The sequence below is a fragment of the Vogesella sp. EB genome, from assembly GCF_001037925.1.
GTDB classification, from domain to species: domain Bacteria; phylum Pseudomonadota; class Gammaproteobacteria; order Burkholderiales; family Chromobacteriaceae; genus Vogesella; species Vogesella indigofera.
The window spans coordinates 71475-96097 of record NZ_LFDT01000009.1; the positions used below are offsets into that span (position 1 = coordinate 71475).

23 protein-coding genes, 1 tRNA gene and 1 pseudogene are annotated in these 24623 nt (G+C 62.9%); 9 read left to right on the forward strand and 16 right to left on the reverse strand.

The features are described from left to right. Positions 1–62: 62 nt before the first annotated feature. The 6 genes from xerD to ACG97_RS07540 form a co-directional block, all read right to left on the reverse strand. A complete protein-coding gene (gene xerD / locus ACG97_RS07515; protein WP_047966728.1) occupies positions 63–968 on the reverse strand; it encodes a site-specific tyrosine recombinase XerD in 906 nt (301 codons plus the stop codon). Positions 969–1048: 80 nt separating this feature from the next. Continuing rightward, positions 1049–1411 (reverse strand): 50S ribosomal protein L19, encoded by a 363-nt coding sequence (rplS, locus tag ACG97_RS07520; RefSeq protein WP_047966729.1) that lies wholly within the window; start codon positions 1409–1411, stop codon positions 1049–1051. Positions 1412–1415: 4 nt separating this feature from the next. Continuing rightward, positions 1416–2183, reverse strand: a complete 768-nt coding sequence (gene trmD / locus ACG97_RS07525) for a tRNA (guanosine(37)-N1)-methyltransferase TrmD (RefSeq protein ID WP_047966730.1) — start codon at positions 2181–2183, stop codon at positions 1416–1418. Then, positions 2183–2689, reverse strand: a complete 507-nt coding sequence (gene rimM, locus ACG97_RS07530; protein ID WP_047966731.1) for a ribosome maturation factor RimM — start codon at positions 2687–2689, stop codon at positions 2183–2185. Before rimM ends, trmD begins: the two co-directional genes overlap by 1 nt. A gap of 35 nt (positions 2690–2724) precedes the next feature. Further along, positions 2725–2973: a 30S ribosomal protein S16 gene (rpsP, locus tag ACG97_RS07535; RefSeq protein ID WP_047966732.1), complete on the reverse strand. Its 249-nt coding sequence runs from the start codon at positions 2971–2973 to the stop codon at positions 2725–2727. A 77-nt stretch (positions 2974–3050) separates the two neighbouring features. Then, complete coding sequence (locus tag ACG97_RS07540; protein WP_047966733.1) at positions 3051–5753, reverse strand: bifunctional acetate--CoA ligase family protein/GNAT family N-acetyltransferase; 2703 nt, start codon at positions 5751–5753, stop codon at positions 3051–3053. Positions 5754–5993: 240 nt separating this feature from the next. Between ACG97_RS07540 and nadA the strand changes: the two genes are divergently transcribed. From nadA to rpoS, 5 genes are all read left to right on the forward strand, one after another. Further along, on the forward strand, positions 5994–6911 hold the full coding sequence (gene nadA, locus ACG97_RS07545) for a quinolinate synthase NadA (protein ID WP_047966734.1): 918 nt from the start codon (positions 5994–5996) through the stop codon (positions 6909–6911). Between the two features lie 142 nt (positions 6912–7053). Then, on the forward strand, positions 7054–7794 hold the full coding sequence (gene surE, locus ACG97_RS07550) for a 5'/3'-nucleotidase SurE (protein ID WP_047966735.1): 741 nt from the start codon (positions 7054–7056) through the stop codon (positions 7792–7794). Beyond that, on the forward strand, positions 7779–8450 hold the full coding sequence (locus tag ACG97_RS07555) for a protein-L-isoaspartate(D-aspartate) O-methyltransferase (RefSeq protein ID WP_047966736.1): 672 nt from the start codon (positions 7779–7781) through the stop codon (positions 8448–8450). The genes surE and ACG97_RS07555 overlap by 16 nt, the downstream gene beginning before the upstream one ends. Beyond that, positions 8447–9595, forward strand: a complete 1149-nt coding sequence (locus ACG97_RS07560; RefSeq protein WP_238377288.1) for a peptidoglycan DD-metalloendopeptidase family protein — start codon at positions 8447–8449, stop codon at positions 9593–9595. Before ACG97_RS07555 ends, ACG97_RS07560 begins: the two co-directional genes overlap by 4 nt. 46 nt (positions 9596–9641) lie before the next feature. Continuing rightward, complete coding sequence (gene rpoS / locus ACG97_RS07565; protein ID WP_047966738.1) at positions 9642–10586, forward strand: RNA polymerase sigma factor RpoS; 945 nt, start codon at positions 9642–9644, stop codon at positions 10584–10586. 31 nt (positions 10587–10617) lie between these two features. Here rpoS and ACG97_RS07570 read toward each other — a convergent pair whose 3' ends face one another. Genes ACG97_RS07570 through ACG97_RS07580 form a run of 3 tightly spaced genes read right to left on the reverse strand, consistent with a single transcriptional unit; the run spans position 10618 to position 14414 of the window. Beyond that, complete coding sequence (locus tag ACG97_RS07570) at positions 10618–12585, reverse strand: DUF3488 and transglutaminase-like domain-containing protein (protein WP_047966739.1); 1968 nt, start codon at positions 12583–12585, stop codon at positions 10618–10620. Further along, on the reverse strand, positions 12575–13522 hold the full coding sequence (locus ACG97_RS07575) for a DUF58 domain-containing protein (protein WP_053068105.1): 948 nt from the start codon (positions 13520–13522) through the stop codon (positions 12575–12577). The genes ACG97_RS07570 and ACG97_RS07575 overlap by 11 nt, the downstream gene beginning before the upstream one ends. After that, the gene (locus ACG97_RS07580; RefSeq protein ID WP_047966740.1) at positions 13506–14414 is read right to left on the reverse strand and encodes a MoxR family ATPase; all 909 of its coding nucleotides are present in this window, start codon (positions 14412–14414) and stop codon (positions 13506–13508) included. Before ACG97_RS07580 ends, ACG97_RS07575 begins: the two co-directional genes overlap by 17 nt. 77 nt (positions 14415–14491) lie before the next feature. Here ACG97_RS07580 and ACG97_RS07585 point away from each other — a divergent pair, with 77 nt between their 5' ends. Further along, positions 14492–15451 carry a histone deacetylase family protein gene (locus ACG97_RS07585; RefSeq protein ID WP_047966788.1) on the forward strand — a complete coding sequence of 320 codons (960 nt, stop codon included), beginning with the start codon at positions 14492–14494 and terminating at the stop codon, positions 15449–15451. A 71-nt stretch (positions 15452–15522) separates the two neighbouring features. Here the strand turns inward: ACG97_RS07585 and ACG97_RS07590 are convergent, their stop codons facing one another. Beyond that, positions 15523–15873 (reverse strand): ComEA family DNA-binding protein, encoded by a 351-nt coding sequence (locus ACG97_RS07590; RefSeq protein ID WP_047966741.1) that lies wholly within the window; start codon positions 15871–15873, stop codon positions 15523–15525. Between the two features lie 54 nt (positions 15874–15927). Further along, positions 15928–16710 carry an inner membrane protein YpjD gene (locus ACG97_RS07595; protein ID WP_238377289.1) on the reverse strand — a complete coding sequence of 261 codons (783 nt, stop codon included), beginning with the start codon at positions 16708–16710 and terminating at the stop codon, positions 15928–15930. A 136-nt stretch (positions 16711–16846) separates the two neighbouring features. On the opposite strand from ACG97_RS07595, the pseudogene ffh reads away from it, so the two are divergent. From ffh to purB, 3 genes and pseudogenes are all read left to right on the forward strand, one after another. Beyond that, positions 16847–18201: pseudogene (gene ffh / locus ACG97_RS07600) on the forward strand (signal recognition particle protein). Between the two features lie 63 nt (positions 18202–18264). After that, entirely contained in the window at positions 18265–19164 is a 900-nt protein-coding gene (locus ACG97_RS07605) for a RimK family alpha-L-glutamate ligase (RefSeq protein WP_047966742.1), read from the forward strand. 79 nt (positions 19165–19243) lie between these two features. After that, positions 19244–20614, forward strand: a complete 1371-nt coding sequence (gene purB, locus ACG97_RS07610) for an adenylosuccinate lyase (RefSeq protein ID WP_047966743.1) — start codon at positions 19244–19246, stop codon at positions 20612–20614. Between the two features lie 140 nt (positions 20615–20754). Here purB and ACG97_RS07615 read toward each other — a convergent pair. The 5 genes from ACG97_RS07615 to ACG97_RS07635 form a co-directional block, all read right to left on the reverse strand. Further along, positions 20755–20831 (reverse strand) — tRNA-Met (locus ACG97_RS07615). Positions 20832–20875: 44 nt separating this feature from the next. Then, positions 20876–21694, reverse strand: a complete 819-nt coding sequence (locus ACG97_RS07620) for an undecaprenyl-diphosphate phosphatase (RefSeq protein ID WP_047966790.1) — start codon at positions 21692–21694, stop codon at positions 20876–20878. Between the two features lie 73 nt (positions 21695–21767). Continuing rightward, positions 21768–22376, reverse strand: coding sequence for a thiol:disulfide interchange protein DsbA/DsbL (locus ACG97_RS07625; protein WP_238377290.1), 609 nt, complete (start codon positions 22374–22376; stop codon positions 21768–21770). 13 nt (positions 22377–22389) lie between these two features. Beyond that, entirely contained in the window at positions 22390–23067 is a 678-nt protein-coding gene (locus ACG97_RS07630) for an SPOR domain-containing protein (protein ID WP_202902718.1), read from the reverse strand. Between the two features lie 41 nt (positions 23068–23108). Continuing rightward, complete coding sequence (locus ACG97_RS07635) at positions 23109–24620, reverse strand: YifB family Mg chelatase-like AAA ATPase (protein ID WP_047966744.1); 1512 nt, start codon at positions 24618–24620, stop codon at positions 23109–23111. Positions 24621–24623 lie beyond the last annotated feature (3 nt).

Genomic DNA, 24623 nt, shown 5'->3' on the forward strand with positions numbered 1-24623 from the left:
TTTGACTGCCAAAGCACAACCCCGCGTCACGACGCGGGGTTTTTTCTTGCCTGCGGCCAACCTTAGCCGCGCGGGTGATGCGCCAGGTGCAGCGCCTTGAGGCGCTCGCGCGCGACATGGGTGTAGATCTGGGTGGTGGACAGGCTGGCATGGCCGAGCAGCAACTGCACCACGCGCAGGTCGGCACCGTGGTTGACCAGATGGGTGGCGAAGGCGTGACGCAAGGTATGCGGGCTCAAGGGCGGCAGCTGTGCCTGCCGCGCGTAGCGTGTGATCAGCACCCAGGCCATCTGCCGTGTCAGCGCCTGCTTGCGGCGGCTGACAAACACCGCATCGCAGCGATGCGCCCCCAGGATCAGCGTGCGCGCCTCCGCCAGATAGCGCCGCAGCCAGTCCTCGGCCACCTCGCCCAGCGGTACCAACCGCTCCTTGTTGCCCTTGCCGACCACGCGCAGATAGCCGTCGTTGAGATACAGCTGCCCCAGCGTCAGGCCGACCAGCTCGCTGATGCGCAGCCCGGTGGCGTACAGCACCTCCATCAGCCCCCGGTCGCGCAGGCCGAGCGGGGTTTCGCAATCCGGCGCCTGCAACAACGCCTCCACATGCTGCTCCGACAGCGAGGTCGGCAGGCGCAGCCCCAGCCGCGGCGCCTGCAGCCTGGCCGCCGGATCGTCATCGCGCAGTTGCTGCTGGCACAGGTACTGGTAATAGCGCCGCACCGCCGACAAGCGCCGCGCACGGGTGGCCGGCTTGTCGACCTCGATCAGCGCCAGCATCACCTGCTCCAGCGCCGGGGTGTCCGCCTCCTCCAGGGTGGCGCCTTGCGTCAGCAGCAACTCGTGCACCCGCCCCAGATCGCGGCGGTAGGCAGCCAGCGTGTTCAGCGACAGGTTATCCAGCAGCCAGAGGTGATCGAGAAAGCCGTCCAGTGCCGGAGCGGAGGATGCGGACTGTATTTGCTGTGCCATGATTTTTTATTGCGTACCGACATGAAAAAAGCGCCAGCAACAGGCTGGCGCTTTCTTGAGGCAAAGCCTTCGCAAGAAGATTACTTGCGGTTTGGCAGCTTTTCCTTGATACGTGCCGACTTGCCGGTACGACCACGCAGGTAGTACAGCTTGGCACGACGTACGTCACCGCGACGCTTCACTTCGATGGAAGCCATCAGCGGGGAGTACAGCTGGAAGGTACGCTCAACGCCTTCACCGGCGGACAGTTTGCGCACGATGAAAGAGCTGTTCAGACCACGGTTGCTGCGAGCGATCACAACACCTTCGTAAGCCTGCAGACGCTCACGGGTACCTTCCTTAACCTTGACTTGCACGACAACGGTGTCGCCAGGTGCAAATTCAGGGAAAGTCTTGCCCAGACGAGCGATTTCTTCCTGTTCCAGTTGCTGGATCAGATTCATGTTACTACTCCTTGTTTTTCAGGGAATCTTGTTCCTGCTGAAACTCCGTCAGCAGCCGAGATTCCTGTTTTGTCAAAATGCGGTCTTTCAGCAAGTCCGGCCGGCGCAACCAGGTGCGTCCGAGAGACTGCTTCAGCCGCCATTTGGCGATCAGGGCATGATTACCGGAGAGCAGAATCTCTGGCACCCGGACACCCCGGTATTCTTCCGGACGCGTGTAGTGCGGGCAATCGAGCAGGCCATCCACGAAAGAGTCTTCGTAGGCGGACTGCATGTCATTGAGTACCCCCGGCAACAGCCGTACCACCGCATCCATCACGATCATCGCCGGCAATTCACCACCGGACAGTACGTAGTCACCGACCGAAATCTCTTCATCGACCTCCTGGTCGATCAAGCGCTCGTCGATGCCTTCGTAACGCCCGCACAACAGGATCAGGCCCGGCATTGCGGCCAAGCTTGCCACCCGTTGGTGCGTCAGCGGTTGCCCCTGCGGCGACAGGTACACGACATGACTGCGCTCGACACCTTGCTGCTGCTGCCTGGCTTTCGCGGCCGCAATGGCCTGCTCCACCGGATTGGCCATCATCACCATTCCGGGGCCGCCACCGTAAGGGCGATCGTCGATCGTCTTGTAACTGTCGGTAGTGAAATCACGCGGATTCCACGCCGAGAACTGCCAGATCGATTGTTCCAACGCCCGACGGGTGACCCCGTAGCGGGTGATGGCATCAAACATTTCGGGGAAAAGTGATACCGCATCAAGCTGCATCAGTAATCCAGTCCCCACTCGACCTTGATCTGCTTGTTCTGCGTGTCGACATCGCCGACATAGGCAGCCACAAACGGGATCAGGATCTGGCCGTGTTCACCGCTGATCACCAGCACGTCATTAGCGCCGGTTTCCATCAGGTCCACAACCTTGCCCAGACAGAGACCTTCCGCGTTGATGACATTCATACCGATCAGGTCCGACCAGTAATATTCGCCATCTTCGGCAGGCGGCAATTCCACCTTGGGTACTGCAACTTTCAGGCCACGCATCGCCTCAGCCTGTTCACGGCCAGTGACTTCTTCCAGCTGTGCCACCAAGTTCTTTGGCTGCACTGCCCCGTCCTTGAACGTAAAAGGCTTCCAGTCGTTTTCCTTGCCGATCCACCAGACCGGGTAGTCAAACAGGCTGTCAGCGAACTGGGTATCCGCGTGTACCTTGATCCAGCCACGAACACCAAATGCGCCGCGGACAAAACCCATTATTGCCAGATCATCATCACGCATGCGCTCAGGCTCCGTTATTGGCAGATCAACGGAGATCAAGCGGCTTTTGGCTGCTCTTTCAGCAGTTTTGCAACGGAATCAGATACTTGTGCGCCAGTACCGATCCAGTAGTTCAGACGGTCCATGGACAGGCGAACGCGCTCTTCCTTCTCGTTGGCGACCGGGTTGTAGAAACCAACGCGCTCGATGAAGCGGCCATCGCGACGGCTGCGGGAATCAGTTACTACCACGCTGTAGAACGGGCGGTTTTTAGAGCCACCACGTGCAAGACGAATCACTACCATTGTCGATTGTCCTTAAAATTACGGAATCGTAGAAAAGCTTCCGATTTTATGGCACTTTTCCCTTATACCGCAAGCGCTTATTGCAGGGACTTCACCGTCGCCTCGCCCTGCAGGTCTTTGGTCACGATGGTCAGCGCCCGGTCTTCCGGATGCGTGGTCACCACAAACCCCAGCCGTGCCATCAGTTTCAGCATGCCCTTGTTGCCGGCCAGCACCTCGCCGACCATGGTTTTCAGCCCCTGTTCGCGCGCCGCGTCGAACAGCGCCTGCATCAGGATCACGCCGATGCCCTTGCCCTGCCACGAGTCGGCCACCTCCAGCGCGAACTCGCAGCTTTCGTTGTCAGGGTCGGTAATGTAGCGCGCCACCGCCAGCTGCTCTTCGCCGTCATCGGTCTGGCGCACCATTGCCAGCGCCATCTCGCGGTCGTAGTCGAGCTGGGTGAAGCGCACCAGCATGCTCTGCGACAGCTGCTTGATGCTGGACATGTAGCGGTTGTAGCGGCTTTCCTCGGACAGGTTGCGCACGAATTCCTGCTGCATCTGCGCGTCTTCCGGTCGCACCGGCCGGATCATCACCGTGGTACCGTCCTTCAGCATCGCGCAGTGCACGATGTGTGCCGGGTACGGCATGATCGCCATGTGACCGTAAGGCTTGCCCTGCACTTGCGGCTGCACGATGATGCGCGCGTCCAGCGCCACCACGCCGGACTCGTCCGCCATCAACGGATTGATGTCCATCTCGCGTACCTCCGGCAGCTCGCACACCAGCTCCGACACGTGCAGCACGATATTCTTCAGCGCCTCGATGTCGATGCCGGGCATGTTCTTGAACGGCCCGAGTATCTTGCCGATGCGGGTCTTGTCGATCATGCGCTCCACCAGATAGTGGTTGACCGGCGGCAGGCTCAAGGCACGGTCCTGCATCACTTCCACCGCGATCCCGCCGGCGCCGAAGGTGATCACCGGCCCGAACGAGGCATCGTGGGTCACGCCGACCATCAGCTCGCGGGCAAAACGGCGCTTGCGCATCGGCTGCACCGAGATGCCGACGATCTTCGCCTCCGGCCGCGCCTGCAGCGTGCGGCCGATGATGCCGCGGTAGGCGTCTCGCAGTGTGGCTTCGTTGCTGATATTGAGCTCGACCCCGCCGACATCCGACTTGTAGATGATGTCCGGCGAGTCGATCTTCAGCACCACCGGATAACCGATCTCGGCGGCGTAACACACCGCCTCGTCCTCGCTTGCGGCCAACCTTGTCGGGTTGACCGGGATGTTGAAGGCGGCCAGTACCGCCTTCGACTCGCGCTCCGACAGGATGCTGCGCCCTTCCGCCTGCGCCGTGGCGATCACCGCGCGGGCGCTGAGCACGTCCGGCACCAGCCGTTCGCCTTCCAGCGGCCCCGGCGTCTGAAGCAGCAGCTGCTGGTTCTGGTGGTAGGACGCCAGGTTGCGGAACACCTCGATGGCGAACTCCGGCGCGCGGAAATGCGCGCACTTCGAGCGGGAAAACAGCTCGCGGCTTTCCGACACCTTGGCATCACCCAGCCAGGACAAGAACAAAGGCTTGTTGCTCTCGCGCTGCAAGCCGACCATCAGCTGCGCGGTGGTCAGATGGTCGGTGCCGGCCTGCGGCGTGAAGATCACCAGCACGCCATCGACATTGGGGTCGTCGAGACAGACCTTGACCGCGGTACGGAAGCGCACCGGGCTCGCGTCACCGATGATGTCGACAGGGTTGCTGCCGGACCAGTTGCGCGGCAGCGACTCGTTGAGCAGGTCGAGACTGGTGGCAGACAGCTTGGCCAGCTCCACGCCGTACATGTAGGCGCTGTCGGCCGCCAGCACGCCGGGGCCGATGCCGTTGGTGACGATCGCCAGCCGTTTGCCGGTGACGCGATAGTTGGCCGCAAGTACCTTGGCGGCGGTAAACAGCTGCGCGATGGTGGCCACCCGCAGTACACCGGCCCGCGACAGCGCGGCATCGAATACGTCGCCGCTTTCGACCATGTTCGAGGAGTGGGTGACGCCGATCACGTCGTCCTCGTAGCGCCCCGACTTCACCACCACCACCGGCTTGGTCCGCGCCGCCGCCCGCAGCGCGCTCATGAAGCGGCGCGAATCGTGCACGTGGTGCACGTGCAACAGGATGCCCTGGGTGAAGTTGTCGGCGATCAGGTAATCGAGGATTTCGCCGAACTCGACGTCCAGCGCCTCACCGACCGACACCACACTGGAAAAGCCGATGCCCTTGCTGTCCGCCCAGTCCAGCATCGCGGTACACAGCGCCGAGGATTGCGACACCAGCGCCAGATTGCCCGCCTTGACCCGGCTGTTGTAGTTGCTGGCATTGAAACCGGCCACCGGCCGCATCAGGCCCAGCACATTGGGGCCGAGGATGCGGATGCCGTAGTGGCGCGCCAGCGAGCGCGCCTCGTCCATCGCCGCGCGCTCCACGTCCTCCGAATCGGAGAAATCCTTGGCCAGCAGGATCGCCTTGACCCCCTTCTTGCCACAATCCTTGACGATGGCCGGCAAACCGCGCAATGCCGTGGTCACCACCGCCAGATCGATCGGCCCTTCGATCAGCCGCACCGACGGCGTAGCGGCAATGCCGCCGACGATGCGGTGATTGAGGTTGACCGGATACAGCTTGCCCTGGAAGTTACCGGCCAGCAGGTTGGCAAACACCGCCTGCCCCACCGAGCCGGGCGTATCGCTGGCGCCGATCACGGCAACATTGCGGGGAGAGAACAACGGGGTCAGATAGTGCGGTTTCATAGTTTTGCCATCCTGATGGGCAGAGGTTTTCCGGCCTGAGTGGCGCTACCGGCCGCCGGTTGCCATTGCAGATGTGTAAAGATACAGCTGCTACTTGCCTACGGCATACAACGCATCTCAACAGTAGCGCCGCGCGATCATTATTGCTAATCTTCCCTGTTTGGCGCTGCATTTTTGTTGCGCCGCATCAAGAATCAACGCCAACAGCCAGGGCCCACGCCCGCGCCGGGGATTGCTACCATGTCTAAACGCGTCGTCACACTTGCGCACTACTACACCCAGCCCGAAATCCAGCAAATGGCCGACAAGGTGGGAGACAGCCTCGAGCTGTCCTTGTTCGCGCGCGAATCCAAAGCCGACATCATCGTCTTCGCCGGTGTGCGCTTCATGGCCGAGACGGCAAAAATCCTAAACCCGCAAGCCGAAGTGATCCTGCCGGACGCCGGCTCCACCTGCTCGCTGGTGACGCAGACCGATGTCGAGGCACTGCGCCAGTGGCGCGAGAGCCACCCCGATCACGTGCACGTGTCCTATATCAACTCCTCGGCCGCGCACAAGGCGCTGTCGGACTGGATCGTCACCAGCCGCAACGTCGACGACATCATTGCCCACCTGTATGAGCAAGGCAAAAAAGTCATTTTTTCGCCGGACCGCAACATGGGCGGCTACCTCAATTACCAGTACGGCTACGACATGCCGCTGTGGTCGGCGGTGTGCGAGGTGCACGACAAGTTCAACGAGGCCGCGCTCAACGAGGCGCTGGAAGCCGTCAATAGCAAGGCTTACCTGATTGCCCATCCGGAGAGCCCGCTGCCGGTGCTCAAGCGCGCGCAGTACGTCGGTTCCACCTCCGGCATGCTCAACTGGATCAAGGCCTATGACGGCGCGGTCAGCGACGTGATCTTTGTCGCCACCGAAGACGGCATCCTCTACAACATGCGCCTCGCCCGCCCGGAACTGGACATCCGCCAGGCGCCGATCTACGCCGGCTGCCAGTGCAACTCCTGTCCGTACATGAAGATGAACACCATCGAAGCAGTCAAGCGCGCGCAGCAAGGCCTCGGCACCCGCATCGACTACCTGAGCCAGGCCGAGATGGACGCCGCCAGACTGCCGATCGAGCGCATGCTCGACTTCAGCCAGCGCTACTACGTCTGAGCGATAACGCAACGCAGCACACCGGGCCGGCCGTACGCCGGCCCTTTTTCATTCTGCGCCGGCGGCCGTGCCGGCCGGACAGAGAAATTTTGCGCCACCAGCATACGCGGATACAATCGGATGGTCTGGATGGAAGGTTGCCATGAAATTTCTTGTTAGCAATGATGATGGTTATTTCTCGCCGGGGATCGCGGCCCTGGCCAGCACCCTGGCCAAATACGGCGAGGTAGTGGTCGTGGCACCGGAGCGCGACCGCAGCGGCGCCAGCAACTCGCTGACGCTGGACCGGCCGCTGAGCGTGAAGCAGGCGGCATCCGGCTACTACTACGTCAACGGCACCCCCACCGACTGCGTGCACGTCGCCGTCACCGGTTTTCTCGATTTCAAGCCGGACATGGTGTTCTCCGGCATCAACCACGGCCCGAACATGGGTGACGACACGCTGTACTCGGGCACCGTTGCCGCCGCCACCGAAGCTTTCCTGCTCGGCATCCCGGCAGTGGCCGTTTCGCTGGCCGGCAAGCACCAGCACTTCGCCAGCGCCTGCCATGCCGTCGACCTGCTGATGGCCAATACCCTCAAGACACCGTTTACCCACCCGGTACTGCTGAACGTCAATGTCCCCGACGTGCCGGTAGCACAGCTGCAAGAGATCGAGGTCACCCGCCTCGGCCGCCGCCACCATGCCGAGCCGGTGATTGCCGGCAAGAATCCGCGCGGCGATACCGTGTACTGGGTCGGCCCGGTCGGCCCGGAGCAGGACGCCGGCGCCGGCACCGATTTCCACGCCATTCGCCATAACCGGATTTCGGTCACGCCGCTGATGATAGACCTGACCGCCAGCGAACAAATGGGATTCATCCGCACATGGCTCAACCAGTAAGCGTTGCCCAGGGCAGCTACGGCATGATTTCCGAGCGCACGCGCCTGCGCATGATCGAGCGCCTGCGCCAGCAGGGCATTCGCGACGAGCGGGTGCTGGCGGCAATGTACGAAGTGCCGCGCCACCTGTTCATCGACCAGGCACTGGCAACCCGTGCCTACGATGACGTGTCGCTGCCGATCGGGCAGGGGCAGACCATCTCCCAGCCGCTGACGGTGGCACGCATGACCGAAAAGCTGCTGGAAGGACGCAGCAGCCCCGGCAAGATCCTCGAGATCGGAACCGGCTGCGGCTACCAGACGGCCGTGCTGCTGAAAACCGGTGCCCAGGTCTATTCTGTCGAGCGCCTCTCCGGCATCCTCGACAAGGCACGGCTGAACCTTCGCAATGCCAAGCTGGTCCATGCCAGACTGGTTCATGGTGATGGCCATCAGGGCCTGCCCGATGTGGCGCCGTTTGACGGCATCATCATGACCGCCGCCGCCCGCCAGGTGCCGCCGGCGCTGCTGCCACAGCTGGCAACCGGAGGACGGCTGGTTTTGCCGATCGGCGACCAGGAGCAGCACCTGTGGCTGTACGAAAAGACCGCCACCGCAATTCAGGAAACCCGGCTGGAAGCCGTCCGCTTTGTGCCGCTGCTACCCGGCAAGCAATGATGCAGGGCACAAACGCAACAACACGCCCCAGCCAGATTGTCAGACAATTTACAGCCAGATCAGAACTGGCATATAACATCCTCAAGCCAATGTACAAGCAAGTATTTAAACTGATCCAACCGTTGCCTGTCGTCTTGCCACTGCTGTTGGCCGCCTGCGCCACCAGCAACCCGACGCCGGCACCGATTGTGGCCGGTCAGGCCAGCGTTCTCGGCAGCAGCGCCACCGGCAGCAAAGCCGCCAACAGCAGCCCGGTAACGGCTGGCACGCAGAGCAGCCCGATCCGGCTCGGCTCACTGCCGAAGGCGAATACGCCGACGGCCGGCAGCACGCACCAGGTCCAGGCCGGCGAAACGCTGTACCGCATTGCGGTTAATAATGGTCTGCGCTATCAGGATCTGGCGGAATGGAATAATCTGGATGGCTACAACATCAAGGTTGGCCAGACGCTGCGCCTGACGCCACCCGGCACCACCAGCCCGGCGACGGTAGCCAAGCCGCCAGCCGAAGTGGCAACGGCAAGCAATACGGTCAGCGGCGGCGCCAAGAACGGTAACGAGACGCTGAAACAATATCCGAAGGCATTGAAACTGCCGTACTCGGAGAATGCGAACAGACAGCTGCCGCTATTGGCCGAGGGCAGCAGTGGCAGCAAGCCGCCGGCACCGCTGGAGAAGCTGCCGCAAGAGAAGCAGCCACCGAAGGTCGCCGGCACCACGGCTCCGGCCACGACGGGTACGGCGGTCGACAGCAGCCGCCCGGAAGCCTCGGCCGCTACCGGCAGCCAGTGGCAGTGGCCGACGCAGGGCAAGGTGGTCCGGGGCTTCTCGGAGCAAAACAAGGGCATTAACATTAGCGGCAAACTGGGACAGCCGGTGATGGCAGCCAATGACGGCAAGGTGGTCTACAGTGGCAGCGGTTTGCGTGGTTATGGCAAGCTGATCATCATCCGCCACGACAAGACTTATTTGTCAGCCTACGCACACAACAGCGCATTAGTGGTCAAAGAAGGACAAGCGGTCAAGAAAGGCCAGAAAATTGCCGAAATGGGTGATACCGACGCAGATCAAGTAAAACTCCATTTCGAGATCCGGGAAATGGGCAAGCCGGTAGACCCGAGCAAGTTTCTGGAAGCTAAACCCTAGCAGGGACTCCCCTGCACCGGGGTAACTGCAAGCGGGGGAAAGCATCATGAGCGATGATCTGGAACTACTTGAAGAAGTGCTGGATGAAGAGGTAGAGCAGGAGGCGGAAGCCAAGGAAGCCGTCGAGGCCGAGGAAAGCAGTGTTAGCTCGGCGGTCAGCGAAGTCACCGACGTCACCCAGATCTACCTCAACGATATCGGCAACAATGCCCTGCTGACACCGGCGGAAGAAGTGGCGCTGGCACGCCGCGTGGTGCAAGGCGATTTTGCCGCCCGGCAGAAGATGATCGAGCACAATCTGCGGCTGGTGGTCAACATTGCCAAGCACTACATCAATCGCGGGCTGGCCTTGCTCGACCTGATCGAGGAAGGCAATATCGGCCTGATGCACGCGCTGGAGAAGTTCGATCCGGAGCGCGGCTTCCGCTTCTCCACCTATGCCACCTGGTGGATCCGGCAGAGCGTGGAACGGGCGATCATGAACCAGTCGCGCACCATCCGCCTGCCGGTGCACGTCATCAAGGAACTCAACATCTACCTGCGCGCCTCGCGCCATCTGGAAAGCCAGATCGGCCGCGAACCGACCCTGGACGAAATCGCCCATCTGGTCGACAAGCCGGTGGAAGAAGTGCGCAAGGTGATGAGCCTCAACGAGCGCATGGCGTCACTGGATGCGCCACTGGACATCGATCCGATGCTGTCGATCGGCGAATCGATCCCCGACGAGCAGCACGAGGAACCGGACGCGCAGCTGCACAATGTGCAGATTGAGCATTTCGTGCATGAATGGCTGTCACAGCTGACCGAAAAGCAGCGCATGGTGATCGAGCGCCGCTACGGCCTCAACAACCACGAGATCTGCACCCTGGAAGAACTGGCCGCCACACTGAGCCTGACCCGCGAGCGGGTGCGCCAGATCCAGATCGAGGCACTGGAGCACCTGCGCCGCATCCTGCGCCGCAAGGGCATCTCCAAAGACTTCCTGCTCTGAGATCACCGCCAGCCGGCAACACGCACAGGTGCTAACGCCCTGTGCGTTTTTTTGCGGCCAACCTTGGTGGCCGGAAACGGCGCACCTGCCACCACCAGCCACGCCAGCGCGGATCGGCATCGGTGGCGCCCTCGGCGTAGCGCCATTGCTGCCAGTCAGCGAGCAGGCGCGCCAGTTGTTGCTGCAACACTGGCGCCAGCAGCACGGCCTTGTCGCGCAGCTGCGCCGGTGTATCGCTGGCCACGGCCGCGACACCGGCCTGCTGCAGACGCGACACCAGCAGGAGCCAGCCGCGTACCGGATAGCTGCGCGCTGGCGGCCGGCGCCACAACAGCCATAACAGCAACGGCAACACCAGCAACACACCGCCGAGCAGCAATAGCGTCATCACACTGCCCACCCCTACCCGGCCCAGCCCCAGACGCTGGAACAGGCTCTGCTGCCGCCGGGCATCGTAATCCACCACCCACTGCTGCCAGACAAAGCCCGCGCGCTGCCATTGCGCATGAACCGTGTGCCACCACTGTGGCGGACGGCGTCCCAGCACCGGCACCACCGCCTGCGCCTCCGGCACCAGCTCGCCGACCTCGCTGACGATGCGCGACGGCGCCACCAGTGCCGTCGGGTCCACCCGCTGCCAGCGTCCCTGCAGCCACACCTCGGTCCAGGCGTGGGCATCGGAGGAGCGCACCAGCCAGAACTGCCCGCCCGCGTTGAATTCACCGCCCTGAAAGCCGACCACGATTCGTGCCGGCAGGCCGGCGGCACGGGCCAGGGTGGCGAAGGCCGAGGCGAAGTGCTCGCAAAATCCCTGGCGGCTGGAAAACAGGAAATCATCGACCACATCACCCTGCAGCAGCGGTGGCGACAGGGTATAACGCAGTCCCTGCTGCTGCAGCCAGGCACGCAGCGCAGCCAGGCGCCCGGCCTCGTCCCGGAACTGGCGCGCGAAAAACTCTCCCTGCTGCCGGGTGCGAAGGTTGGCCGCAGGCAGTTGCAGATAGTGATCGCGCTGTTCGGCACTCAGCGCCGCCGGATAAGCGGCTTGTGCCACGCTGCGCACGTCGTAGCGCAGACGTGCCTCGTTGCGGGCATCGATACGCCGCACTAGCTGGGCGGCGACCTGCTGCACGCCCTCGCCGGCCCACACCGCGTGCTCCAGCACCGGCAGCGCGCCCTTGAACGGCGTGGCGGTAATCGAGTACGACAGCTCGCCGGCCACACCAGGCAGCAAGGCAGCGCCGCTGTCCGGCACGCTACCCGCCGTCCAGCGCGCACCGTCGAAGCGATCGAACACCATCACCCGCCAGTACAGTTGTTCTCGCACCGGCTGTCGTCCGCGAAACTGGGCGGTAAACGCCGGCTCACGCGACGGAATCATCTGCCCGATACTGCCCGGCGCCAGACTGTCACTGAGACCGCTGGTGGCGCGCTGATCCATTGTCGGCATGCTCCACAGCGGGCCGGGCAGCCGCGGCATGGCGACGAACAGCAGCAGCATCAGCGGCATCGCATATAGCAGCGCCAGCGCGGCGGCACGCGGACTGGCGGCACTATCGACCCCAGCGAGCAACACCATCGCCCAAGTCAGCACGAACAGCGACAACAACAGCCACAACGCCGACGGCAGACTCTGGTCGAACAGCAGCGGCGTCGCCGCCAGAAAAAAACCCAGCCCCAGCAGCACGCGCCAGTCGCGCAGCGTCACCGTCTCGAAGGCCTTGAATCCGGTCAGCAACAGCAGCAGCGCCACACCGCCTTCGCGGCCAACCAGGGTGCGCAGGCTGAGCCACAACAACAGCACTGGCACGATCATCGCCAGCAACAGCCACACACGATGCGGCAATTGCCGCCCCTGCCACGCCAGCCACGCGCGGCCGCCCAGCTGCAGCGCAAACAGCAGCGGCACCCACGGCGGCAACTGCAGGAACAGCGGCAGCACGGTCAGTGCCAGCGCCGCCAGCACGGCAAAGTGGGCCAGACGCGGTTCACTGCGCATCGCGTACTCCAAAGCCGGCCAGCGCCCGCAGTCCCGGCCGCACCTCGCCCGCCGTCAGCCGCAACTCCTGCTGCGGCAGCCGCAGGACGACATCTTCGCCGCGCCGCGCCGCCGCCAGCAGCTGCCAGCACAGCCGCGACAGGCGGGCCTCGGCCGCCATCTCCGCCGGATAGGCGGACCACTCCAGCAGGCAGGTCGCCCGCGCCGCTTGCGGCTCCTCGAAACGCCGCGCCAGCAGCACACCGCGGCGGGCGTAGGCTTTCCAGGCGATGCGCCGGGCACCCAGCTCCGGCTGCCAGGCCACCAGATGGGAAAACAGCTCGCCCGGCACCGGCTGCTGCTCGCGCAGCTGGCCGCCGTCGGGCAGGCTGGCCGCCGCCCGTTCGTCGGCACAGGGCAGTGGATAAACGCACACCTGTGTCTGCAGCCGCAGGTAGGCAAAGGCCCGCACCAGCCCCAACGGCGATTCGGAATAGACCCGCAGCGGCGGTATCGTCATTTGGCCGCGCTGCAGCGTCAGTCGCGGCAACAGCACCTCGCCGGGACGGTCCAGCACCACGCCACCGGCTTCGTCATGCCAGCCGAGGCGCAACAGCCGCGACTCGCCCTCCGGCCACTGCAGTTGCAGCGGAAACAGTGCGTGACTGCCAGCCACCACATCGTCGGGCGCCCCGCAACGGATCGCGAGGCCGGCCAGCTGGCGATAGGCCAGCACCACCGCAATCAGCACCAGCGACACGATCCAGAACGACAGCACGTAGGCGAGACTGACCGCATAGTTGAGCGCGCCGATCCACACCGCCCACGCCACCAGCAACAGTCCCCAGCCAAACGTGGTCGGCAGCAGGTAGATGCGCGACTGCCCCAGCACCAGCTGCTGCTGTCGCGGCAGCCGGCGCAGCAGCCAGGATGACGCCGCCTTACGCCAGCGGGACATGGTCCAGCAACCGCTGTGCGGCATCAATGCTGTTCATGCCCGGCAGCCGCGACTGCAGGCGATGCGCACACACCGCCACGAACACCGCCTTCACGTCTTCCGGCAGCACGTGGTCGCGACCGTCCAGCATCGCCCAGGCGCGGGCAGCGGCCAGAATGGCCAGGCCGGCACGCGGGCTGAGGCCATGCATGAACAGCTCGCGCTTGCGGCTGGCCAGCAGCAAGGCCAGCACGTAGTCGGCCAGCGCGCTGCTGACGGTGACCTGCGCCGCTTTCTGCTGCAGTGCCAGCAGCTCGCCGGCATTCATCGCCGCCGGCAATGCCGACAAGGCCTGCCGCCGGTCACCGGCCAGCAGCAATGCGCGCTCCGACTCCGGTGACGGATAGCCCAGCGAGATGCGCATCAGGAAACGGTCCAGCTGCGACTCCGGCAGCGGAAAGGTGCCCAGCTGGCCATCCGGATTCTGGGTGGCAATCACGAAAAACGGTTTGGGCAGCGCGTGCGTCTGGCCATCGATCGATACCTGGCGTTCTTCCATCGCCTCCAGCAGCGCCGACTGCACCTTGGGTGAGGCGCGGTTGATCTCGTCGGCCAGCAACAACTGCGAAAACACCGGTCCCGGCTGGAATTCAAAGCGCCCTTCGTCGGGGCGGAACAGGCTCACCCCCAGCATGTCGGCCGGCAGCAGGTCGCTGGTGAACTGCACCCGGCGGTAATCCAGCCCCAGCACCCCGGCCAGCGCATGCGCCAGCGTGGTCTTGCCGACGCCCGGCACATCCTCGATCAGCAGGTGACCACCGGCCAGCATGCAGGTCAGCGCCAAGCGGATTTGTAGCGGTTTACCTAGAATCAACGCGTTCAGTTGACGATACGCAAAGGAGATGGATTGCATTTGAAGTCCGTTGGCCGCACACTTTATAAAGATTTCATATATCCCTTTTGCCACCACAACGCAACAAGGAAACGCGCGTGCTCACCTGGCTCAAATCGCACCTGACCGGCGGTGGACTCACCGCCTTTATCAGCCACTCCGACTGCTTGCAGCACAATATGGGTAGCGGCCATCCGGAATGCCCGGAGCGCCTGGTTGCCATCAAGGACCAGCTGATGGCGGCGCAGCTGTTTGACAGCCTGCAGGAAGTGGAGGCGCCACTGGTGAGCGAACAGCAACTGGCCCGCGTGCACCCGCCCCACTACGTTGAATACATCGAGGCGTGCTCGCCGTCGGTGGGTACCTTCCGTGTCGACCCGGATACCGCGATGTGCCCCGGCACGCTGCAGGCCGCCAGACGCGCCGCCGGTGCGGTGGTAAAGGCGGTCGACATGGTGTGCAACAAGGAGGCGCCGAATGCGTTCTGCTCGATCCGCCCGCCGGGACACCACGCCGAAAGTGCCCGTTCGATGGGCTTCTGCTTTTTCAACAATATCGCGGTCGGCATTGCCCATGCGCTGTCCAGCTACAAGTTGCAGCGCATTGCCGTCGTCGATTTCGATGTCCACCACGGCAATGGCACCGAGGAAATCTTCCGCGATGATCCGCGGGTGATGATGGTGTCGATTTTCCAGCATCCGTTCTTTCCCTACAGCGGCGACCAGCCACTGGGGGCGAACATGCACCATGTACCGCTGAAAGCCGGCAGCGGCAGCCGCGAATTCCGCGAGGCGGTCGAGTATCTGTGGCTGCCGCAACTGGAGGAATTCAAGCCGGAAATGATCTTCATCTCGGCCGGTTTTGACGCCCACCGCGAAGACGACATGGCCTCGCTGGCACTGACCGAGGCCGACTACGAGTGGGTGACGCGCAAGCTGCTGCAGCTGGCGGCCACCCATTGCGAGGGACGTATCGTGTCGGTGCTGGAGGGCGGCTATGACCTGTCGGCACTGGGCCGCAGTGCCGCAGCACACATCAAGGTGTTGTCCGACGGCTAGTCACGCAGTACGGTCGTAAAAAAACCTGCACCACGGTGCAGGTTTTTTGTTGGGGCTGGCGGGTGCTCAGCTTACGGCTTTTTCGCCGGGGCCGGTGCCGGTACCACGGTCGGCTTGGCGGTAGCAGCAGGTTTGGCTGCCGGTGTCTTGGTCGCCGCCTTGGCGGTGCCACCACCGACCAGCAGATCCGCCTTCAGCTTTTCCAGGGTCTTGGCACCGATGCCCGGCACGTTTTCCAGATCGGCATAGCTCTTGAACGGGCCATTCTTGGTGCGATAGTCGATGATCGCCTTGGCCTTGACTGGGCCGATGCCGTTCAGCGACTCCAGCTCCTGCTGGCTGGCAGTGTTGGCATTGACGGCAGCGAACGCTGCCACGGAGAACAGCAGGGACAGCAATGCAGCGAAGAACAGTTTCATCATTTGGCTCCCATGGTTTTTAATGACCGCGCAACAAATATCCCAAATAAATAAACATCAATGCAAGACAAATTGCATTACCGCCTTTGTTCCGATGTACGCCAGCAACAACAGCGCAAAACCGCCCAGCGTCCAGCGTATCGCCATCCTGCCGCGCCAGCCGCGATACTTGCGGCCAACCAGCAAGGCGCCGAACACCAGCCAGGACGTCACCGCAAACACGGTCTTGTGGCTGAATACCGCCGGTTTGCCAAACACCTCCTCGGAAAAGAGCACGCCGCTGGCCAGACTGGCGGTCAGCAGCAGGAAACCGGTGCCCAGCGTCTGGAACATCAGGTTTTCCATCACCATTAACGGCGGCAGCTTGCCGGACAGGCGGCCCGGCTTGCGCTCGTGCAGTGCCCGCTCCTGCATCAGCATCAGGATCGCGATCAGTGCCCCGATGGCAAACAGGCTGTAGGCCAGCAGCGACACCACCATATGCAGCAGAAAAGCGACATCGTTCACGGCATAGGTATTGCGCGGCAGCGGCAGGATTTCCGCCAGCAGCACCGCGACGAACGCGACCGGCACCAGAAAAGTCTGCAGCCCTTCCATGCGAGAGAAATAGCTGCCGGTCCAGAAGATCAGCAACATCATCCACGACAGCAGCGACAGCGCGGTACCCAGCCCCAGGCTCACCGTGCCGCTCTGGAAAACCGGCAGCGTCAGCACGATGGCGTGCAGCAGCAGCAGCGCCCCCAGCAAGGAGTGCTCGATACCGCTCTGGCGTGGCCACAGCACATGCCCGCGCCAGTGGCCAAGGTAGTGAACCGCCAGGCCCAGGTAACCAAAAGTCAACAAAGTGACCAAGATGAAAAGTAATCCGCTCATGGAGGTGTGGCAGGTCTGCGAACCGGGGGCGGCTCGTGGTAAAATAAATGATTAAAGAGTCTACACCAAAGCAGCCCTTGCTTGGCAGACAGAAGGACACCGCATGCTCGACAACCTTACTTCCAGACTTACCAGTGCGCTGAAAACCATCCGTGGTCAGGCGCGCATCAGCGAAACCAACATCCAGGACGCCCTGCGCGAAGTACGGCTGGCCTTGCTGGAGGCCGACGTCGCGCTCCCGGTCGTCAAGACTTTCATCGCGCAGGTCAAGGAACGCGCGCTGGGCCAGGAAGTGATGGGCAGCCTGACCCCGGGCCAGGCGCTGATCGGCATCGTCAACGACGAGCTGGTGCGGCTGATGGGGGACAAGAACGACGCGCTGAACCTGGCCGCCGTGCCGCCGGCGATCGTGCTGATGGCCGGCCTGCAGGGCGCCGGCAAGACCACCACCGTCGGCAAGCTGTCCAAGCTGCTGAAAGAGACCCAGAAGAAGAAGATTCTGGTGGTCTCCGCCGACGTGTACCGTCCGGCTGCGATCGAACAGCTGAAGACGCTGGCCGAACAGGTCGGCGTCGAGTTCTTCCCGTCGTCGCCGGACCAGAAGCCGCTGGACATCGCCGCCGCTGCGCTGGATCACGCCAAGCGTCACCTGTTTGACGTGCTGATGGTCGATACCGCCGGCCGCCTCGCCATCGACGAAGCGATGATGGCCGAGATCAAGGCGTTGCACGCCTTCCTCAACCCGATCGAAACCCTGTTCGTGGTCGACGCGATGCAGGGCCAGGATGCGGTCAACACCGCCAAGGCCTTCAACGAGACCCTGCCGCTGACCGGCGTGATCCTGACCAAGATGGACGGCGACTCGCGTGGCGGTGCTGCGCTGTCGGTACGCCACATCACCGGCAAGCCGATCAAGTTCATCGGTGTCGGCGAAAAACTGACCGGCCTCGAGCCGTTCCATCCCGACCGTCTTGCCAGCCGCATCCTGGGCATGGGTGACGTGCTGTCGCTGATCGAGGATGTGCAGAAGGGCATCGACGAAAAGAAGCGCAGGCGATGGCCAAGAAGCTGAAGTCCGGCAAGGGTTTCGACCTCGAGGACTTCAAGGCACAGATGCAGCAGATGAAGAAGATGGGCGGCATGACCAGCCTGCTGGAAAAGATGCCGGGCGAGATCGGCCAGCTGGCCAAGGGTGTGCAGGGCGCCGAGGCCGAAAAGTCCATGCGCCGCATCGAGGGCATCATCAACGCGATGACCATGGAAGAGCGCCGCAAGCCGGAACTGCTGAAAGCCAGCCGCAAGCGCCGCATCGCCACCGGCTCCGGCGTCAGCGTGCAGGAAGTCAACCGCCTGCTGAAACAATTCGAGCAGACCCAGAAGATGATGAAGCAGTTCTCGTCCAAGGGCGGCATGATGAAACTGATGAAGGGCATGAAAGGCATGATGCCTGGCATGTAAGGCAACGGGTGCCGGCGACAGCCGGCCCCGTTTTTCACGTTGCACACGGATAGAGTACCGCATATGCATTACGACGTTGTCGTGCTGACCGATCACAAACTGCTGTCGCTGGATGCCGCCGACTGGTACAGCCAGCAGGTGCACACCGAGGACAATCTGGTGCTGGCCGCCCTGGAACAGCAGGGACTCAAGGTTGGCCGCAAGGACTGGGCCGACCCGGCCTACGACTGGACACAATGTCGCGCCGCCGTGTTCCGCAGCACCTGGGACTACTTCCACCGCTTTGCCGAATTCGCACCGTGGCTGGCCCAGGTCAGCCGCAGCACCCGCCTGTTCAACGAGGCCGGCCTGATCCACTGGAACATCGACAAGCACTACCTCGGCGTGCTGGCCGAACGAGACGTCAACATCGTGCCGACCCTGTTCATCGAGCGCGGCGATCCGCGCTCGATGGCGCATATCGTCGCCGAGAGCGGCTGGGAAGAAGTCATCCTGAAACCCACCGTCTCCGGCGCCGCCCGTCACACCTATCGCTTCCACGCCCTCGACAGCGAACAGCACGAGTGCACCTTCGGCGAACTGGTGGAACAGGAAGCGCTGATGCTGCAGCCGTTCCAGCGCAACATCCTGGAACAGGGCGAGCTGTCGCTGATGGTGATCGACGGCCAGTACACCCACGCCATCCGCAAGACTGCCAAGGCCGGCGATTTCCGCGTGCAGGACGACCACGGTGGCAGCGTGCACCGCTTCGAGCCGTCGGCCGACGAGATCCTGTTCGCCGAGGCCGCGGTTGCGGCGGTACCGTTCGACGTGCTGTATGCCCGCGTCGACCTGATCCGCGACAACGATGGCGCGCTGGCGATCATGGAGCTGGAAATGATCGAGCCGGAACTGTTTTTCCGCTTTTGCCCGCCCGCCGCCGACAAGCTGGCCGCCGGCATCGCACGCCGCCTGGCCGCCTGATTGCGGCCAACCTGGTACCCCATTTCTTTTTGAAGCAACCGGCCAGCCCTGCTGGCCAGCAACCTGGAAGCACTGAGTGATGAATCTGACAACGCTGACCGCCCTCTCCCCGCTCGACGGCCGCTACTCCGGCCAGGCAGAGCCACTGCGCGCCATTTTCTCCGAATTTGGCCTGATGAAAGCGCGCATCAAGGTCGAACTGGAATGGCTGAAAATGCTGGCAGCCGAACCGGGCATCGAGGAGGTAAAGCCGTTCTCCGCCGCCACCATCCGTGAAATCGACGATGTCATCGACAACTTCTCGATCCAGCACGGCGAAGAAGTGAAGGCGATCGAAGCCCGCACCAACCACGACGTGAAGGCGATCGAGTACTGGCTGAAAGAGCGCCTGTCCGGCAACCCGGAAGTGATGGCCGCCAGCGAATTCATCCACTTCGCCTGCACCTCGGAAGACATCAACAACCTGTCGCACGCGCTGATGCTGAAGACAGCCCGCAACACCGTGATGCTGCCGGCAGTGGACGAAGTGATCGCCAAGCTGTCGCAGCTGGCACACGACCAGGCCGCCATCCCGATGATGAGCCGCACCCACGGCCAGCCAGCCACCCCGTCCACCATGGGCAAGGAACTGGCCAACGTGGTGTACCGCCTCAAGCGCCAGCGCGAACAGCTGGTGAAGCAGGAACTGCTGGGCAAGATCAACGGCGCGGTCGGCAACTACAACGCCCACATCGTCGCCTACCCGGACGTGGACTGGGAAAGCCTGGCCGGCCGCTTCGTCACCGGCCTGGGCCTAACCTTCAACCCGTACACCATCCAGATCGAGCCGCACGACTACATGGCCGAGCTGTACCAGCAACTGTCGCGCATCAACACCATCCTGATCGACCTTGATCGCGATATCTGGGGCTACATCTCGCTGGGCTACTTCAAACAGAAGGTGAAGAAGGACGAAGTCGGCAGCTCGACCATGCCGCACAAGGTCAACCCGATCGACTTCGAAAACTCGGAGGGCAACTTCGGCCTCGCCAACGCTGTGCTGGGCCACTTGGCGGAGAAGCTGCCGCTGTCGCGCTGGCAGCGTGACCTGACCGACTCCACCGTGCTGCGCAATATGGGCGTCGGCTTCGGCTACACCCTGCTCGGCTTCAAGGCGCTGATGAAGGGCCTCAACAAGCTGGAAATCAACCCGGCGATGCTGGCTTCCGACCTGGATGCCACCTGGGAGCTGCTGGCCGAGCCGATCCAGACCGTGATGCGCCGCTACGGCGTACCGAACCCGTACGAGCAGCTGAAAGAGCTGACCCGCGGCAAGGACGGTATCACCCGCGACACCCTGTCCGCCTTCATCAAGGGCCTGGAAATTCCGGAAGCGGAAAAAGTCCGCCTGCTGGAGCTGACCCCGGCCGGTTACGTCGGCAAGGCAGAAGAGCTGGCCCGCCGCATCTGAGCTGCGGCCAACCTTGCAAGCACAAAGCCACCCGTCGGGTGGCTTTTTTCATGGCCGCACCATGATGGCCGCCGGTCTGCACAAAAATTGTGCACGACAAAAAGCCGTCAATCTGATTGATTGACGGCTTTTAAAATCCTTGGTTGCGGGAGCAGGATTTGAACCTACGACCTTCGGGTTATGAGCCCGACGAGCTACCAGACTGCTCCATCCCGCGACTGAGAAGGAGATAATACCTTGCCTGGACCCCGTCGTCAAGCATTAAACGCTCCAGCTCACCCAGCCCCAGTACCAGGTCGCCAGAATGACCACACCGAACACGATACGGTACCAGGCAAAGACTTCGTAGGTATGGGTGGCGATGAAGCGTACCAGGGTGCGCACCGCCAGCAAAGCACTGACAAAGGCGGCCACAAAGCCGACCGCGAACATTGGCGCATCGCTCAGCGACAGCACGTCGCGATGCTTGTACAAGTCGTAGAAAGTGGCGGCAAACATGGTCGGCACCGCCAGGAAGAAGGAGAACTCGGCGGCGACCTTGCGATCCAGACCGAAGAACATGCCGCCGATGATGGTGGCGCCGGAGCGCGAGGTGCCCGGAATCATCGCCAGCACCTGGGCACAGCCGACCTTCAGCGCATCGCGCCAGCCGATGTCATCCACCTGGTGCACCCGTGCGGTGTGGGTGCGGCGCTCGGCGTACAGGATCAGCAAGCCGCCAACAATCAGCGCCGTGGCGACGCTGACCGGGTTGAAGAAGTAGTACTTGATCTGCTTGATGAACAGCAGCCCCATCACTGCCGCCGGCAGGAACGCCACCAGCAGGTTCAGCACGAAGCGTTGCGCCTTGGGATCGGAACGCAAACCGGTCGCGACACTGACAAAACGCTGCCGGTATTCAAACAGCACCGCCAGGATCGCCCCCAGCTGGATCGCCACTTCAAAAACCTTGCCCTCGTTAAAGAAGCCGATCAGGTCGCCGACCACGATCAGGTGGCCGGTACTGGATACCGGCAGGAACTCGGTCAAGCCCTCCACCACCCCCAACAACAATGCTTTCGCCAAAAACAACCAGTCCACCACGCCCCCGATCTTTCACTTCAATATAAAAGGGCCGTCCACAGACGACCCTTGTGTTGCCCCCATGCGGCGCTTATTTGCCGCTCGCCACCTTGGCCACCAGCTCGTTGACCACCTGCAGCAGGCGTGCCGGTTCCGCCGGCTGCGCCATGTACTTGCCACCGACCACGATCGCCGGCGTGCCCTGCACCGCATAATCGCGGGTCATCTTGCTGGCGCGGGCTACCTGCGCATTCACGCCAAACGACTTGTAGGTCTGCATGAAGCTGGCGGCATTGACGCCCTGGCTTGGCAGCCACTGGCGCAGCTTGGCCTCGTCCGCCAGATTGATGTCCTTCTTCAGCACCGCGTCAAAGGCCGGCTGGTGCAGCTTTTCCAGCGTCTTGGTGGCATTGAGGGTGGCAAACAGGCGGGCCAGCCCTTCCATCGGCTTGTTCCACACGATCTGCTCGCGACGGAACTGCACGTTCGCCGGCAGCTTCTTGCGCCATGCTTCCAACGCCGGATCAAGGTTGTAGCAGTGAATGCAGGCGTAAGAGAAGAACTCGATCACCTCCACCTTGCCGGCGGCAACGGTAGGCTGCGGCTTGGCCAGCACGGTGTAGTCACGGCCTTCGACCAGCGCGGCATGCACCAGCGACGACGACAGGAATAATGCAGCTAATACCCATTTTTTCATCATGAAATCCACTAGATTATTGTTTGGCTGACAACTTCACCACCACGACATCAATACCGTCCTGCCGCAGGCGCTGACGCAAGGCGTCGACATCGGCAGCCCGCTCGAACGGGCCGATCCGCACCCGGTGAATCAGGCCTTTTTCCGGCACATTGCTGGACAGGATGTTGGCCTCCACCCCCATCAACGCCAGCTTGGCCTTCATATTGTCGGCATCGCTTTCGTTATTGAACGCGCCAGCCTGCAGATAGAGCTTGGCCGGTGCCACTGTCGGACGCTCGGCCTTGGCATCAGTTCCCTGCGCCGGATCGACCGGTACCGCTTCCAGCTGCCCCGGCAGTATCTTGTAAAAATCAAAGCGCTGCTCGTCGTCCTGCGGCGCCACGGCGGCACTCTGCGATGCCGCCGCTTTCGGGGTCGTCACCACCGGCGCCGGCTCGGCGGTATTCAGTTTTGCCCCCGGCGCCAACACCTCGGTAGCCGGAGCCGACGCGGTGGAGCGCGTGGCCTGCAAGCGCTCCAGATTGCTATACGGCACGCTGGCCTTGTTCATGTAAAACGCCACGCCGATCGCCACGCCGACGCCGACGATCAGGCCGACCAGCACGCCGGCCATCATGCCGCCACCGCCCTTGCTGTTGCCGGACGGTTTGCGGGAGGAACTACGCACCTGCTTCAAATCTCGATTACTCATGAAACTCACTAAATGGAGGGTATTGCCAACAACACGGGGATTCAACGACTGCCAAAGCTGGCCAACCCTCGCCTGAATTGTACTGCCTGCAACAGATGTGACCGTAGCGGATAGGCGTGCCCGCCAAGATCCGCCAGCGTGCGCGCAATGCGCAGCACACGGAAATAGGCACGCGCCGACAAGTCCAGCTTGTCCAGCATCTGGTTCAGTAATGCGCTTTCCGCCGCCGGCAACGGGCAGACCTCGGCCAGTTCCGCCGAGTTCAACTCGGCATTGATCTTGCCCTGCCGTTGCAACTGCCGCTCGCGCGCCGCGGCCACCCGCTCGCGTACAGCCTGGCTGCCTTCGCCGCTGGGCAAGGCCTGCAGCTCGTCAAGCGACAAACCGCCGACTTCCACCATCAGGTCAAAACGGTCCAGCAACGGACCCGATATTTTAGCGCGATATCGGCTGACCTGCTCGGGCGTACAGCGACACGGCTTGCGCGGATGGCCCAGATAGCCACACGGGCAGGGATTCATCGCTGCCAGCAACTGGAAACGCGCGGGATAGGTTACCTGCCGCGCGGCTCTGGAGATATGGATCTCGCCGCTCTCCAGCGGTTCCCGCAGCACCTCCAATACTTTGCGATCGTATTCCGGCAGTTCGTCCAGAAACAGCACGCCACGATGGGCAAGACTGATCTCGCCAGGACGCGGCTCGGAACCGCCACCGACCAGTGCCACCGCGGAAGCGGTGTGATGCGGCGAGCGATACGGACGCGTCCGCCAGCGGGACAGGGCAAAACCCTGGCTGCCCAGCGACTGCACCGCCGCGCTCTCCAGCGCCTCGTCCAGCGTCATCGGCGGCAGGATGCCGGGCAGGCGTGCGGCCAACATCGACTTGCCGGTGCCCGGCGGCCCCTGCATCAGCAGGCTGTGGCCACCGGCGGCGGCCAGCTCCAGCGCCAGCTTAGCCACGCCCTGGCCACGCACTTCGGACAGGTCGGGATAGCCTTGCTCCGCTGGCGGCGTCAGCGTTGCCGACACCGCCGGCAAACGGGCGACACCGGCCAGATGCGCGCATACCTCGGCCAGCGTATCGGCGGCAAAGATGGTGACGCCGTGCACCAGCGCCGCCTCGTTGGCACTGGCACGCGGCAGGATGAAGGCGCGGCCGCTGTCGCGCGCGGCATTGACCATCGCCAGCGCACCACGCACCGGACGCAACTCGCCGCTCAGCCCCAGCTCGCCTGCCAGTTCATAACCGGCCAGCTGCTCCGCCGGCAGTTGCCCGGCCGCAGCCAGCAAGGCGATCGCCAGCGGCAAATCGAAACGCCCGGACTCCTTCGGCAGATCAGCCGGCGCCAGATTGACGGTAATGCGTCGCGCTGGGAAGTCAAAGCCGGATTGCAGCAGCGCGGCACGCACCCGCTCGCGGCTTTCCTTGACCTCGGTATCCGGCAAGCCGACCAGCGTGAACGACGGCAAGCCGTTTGACAGATGCACCTCGACGCTGACTTGCGGAGCACACAAGCCGGACAGGGCACGACTGAAGCAAACGGCCAGCGTCATGGG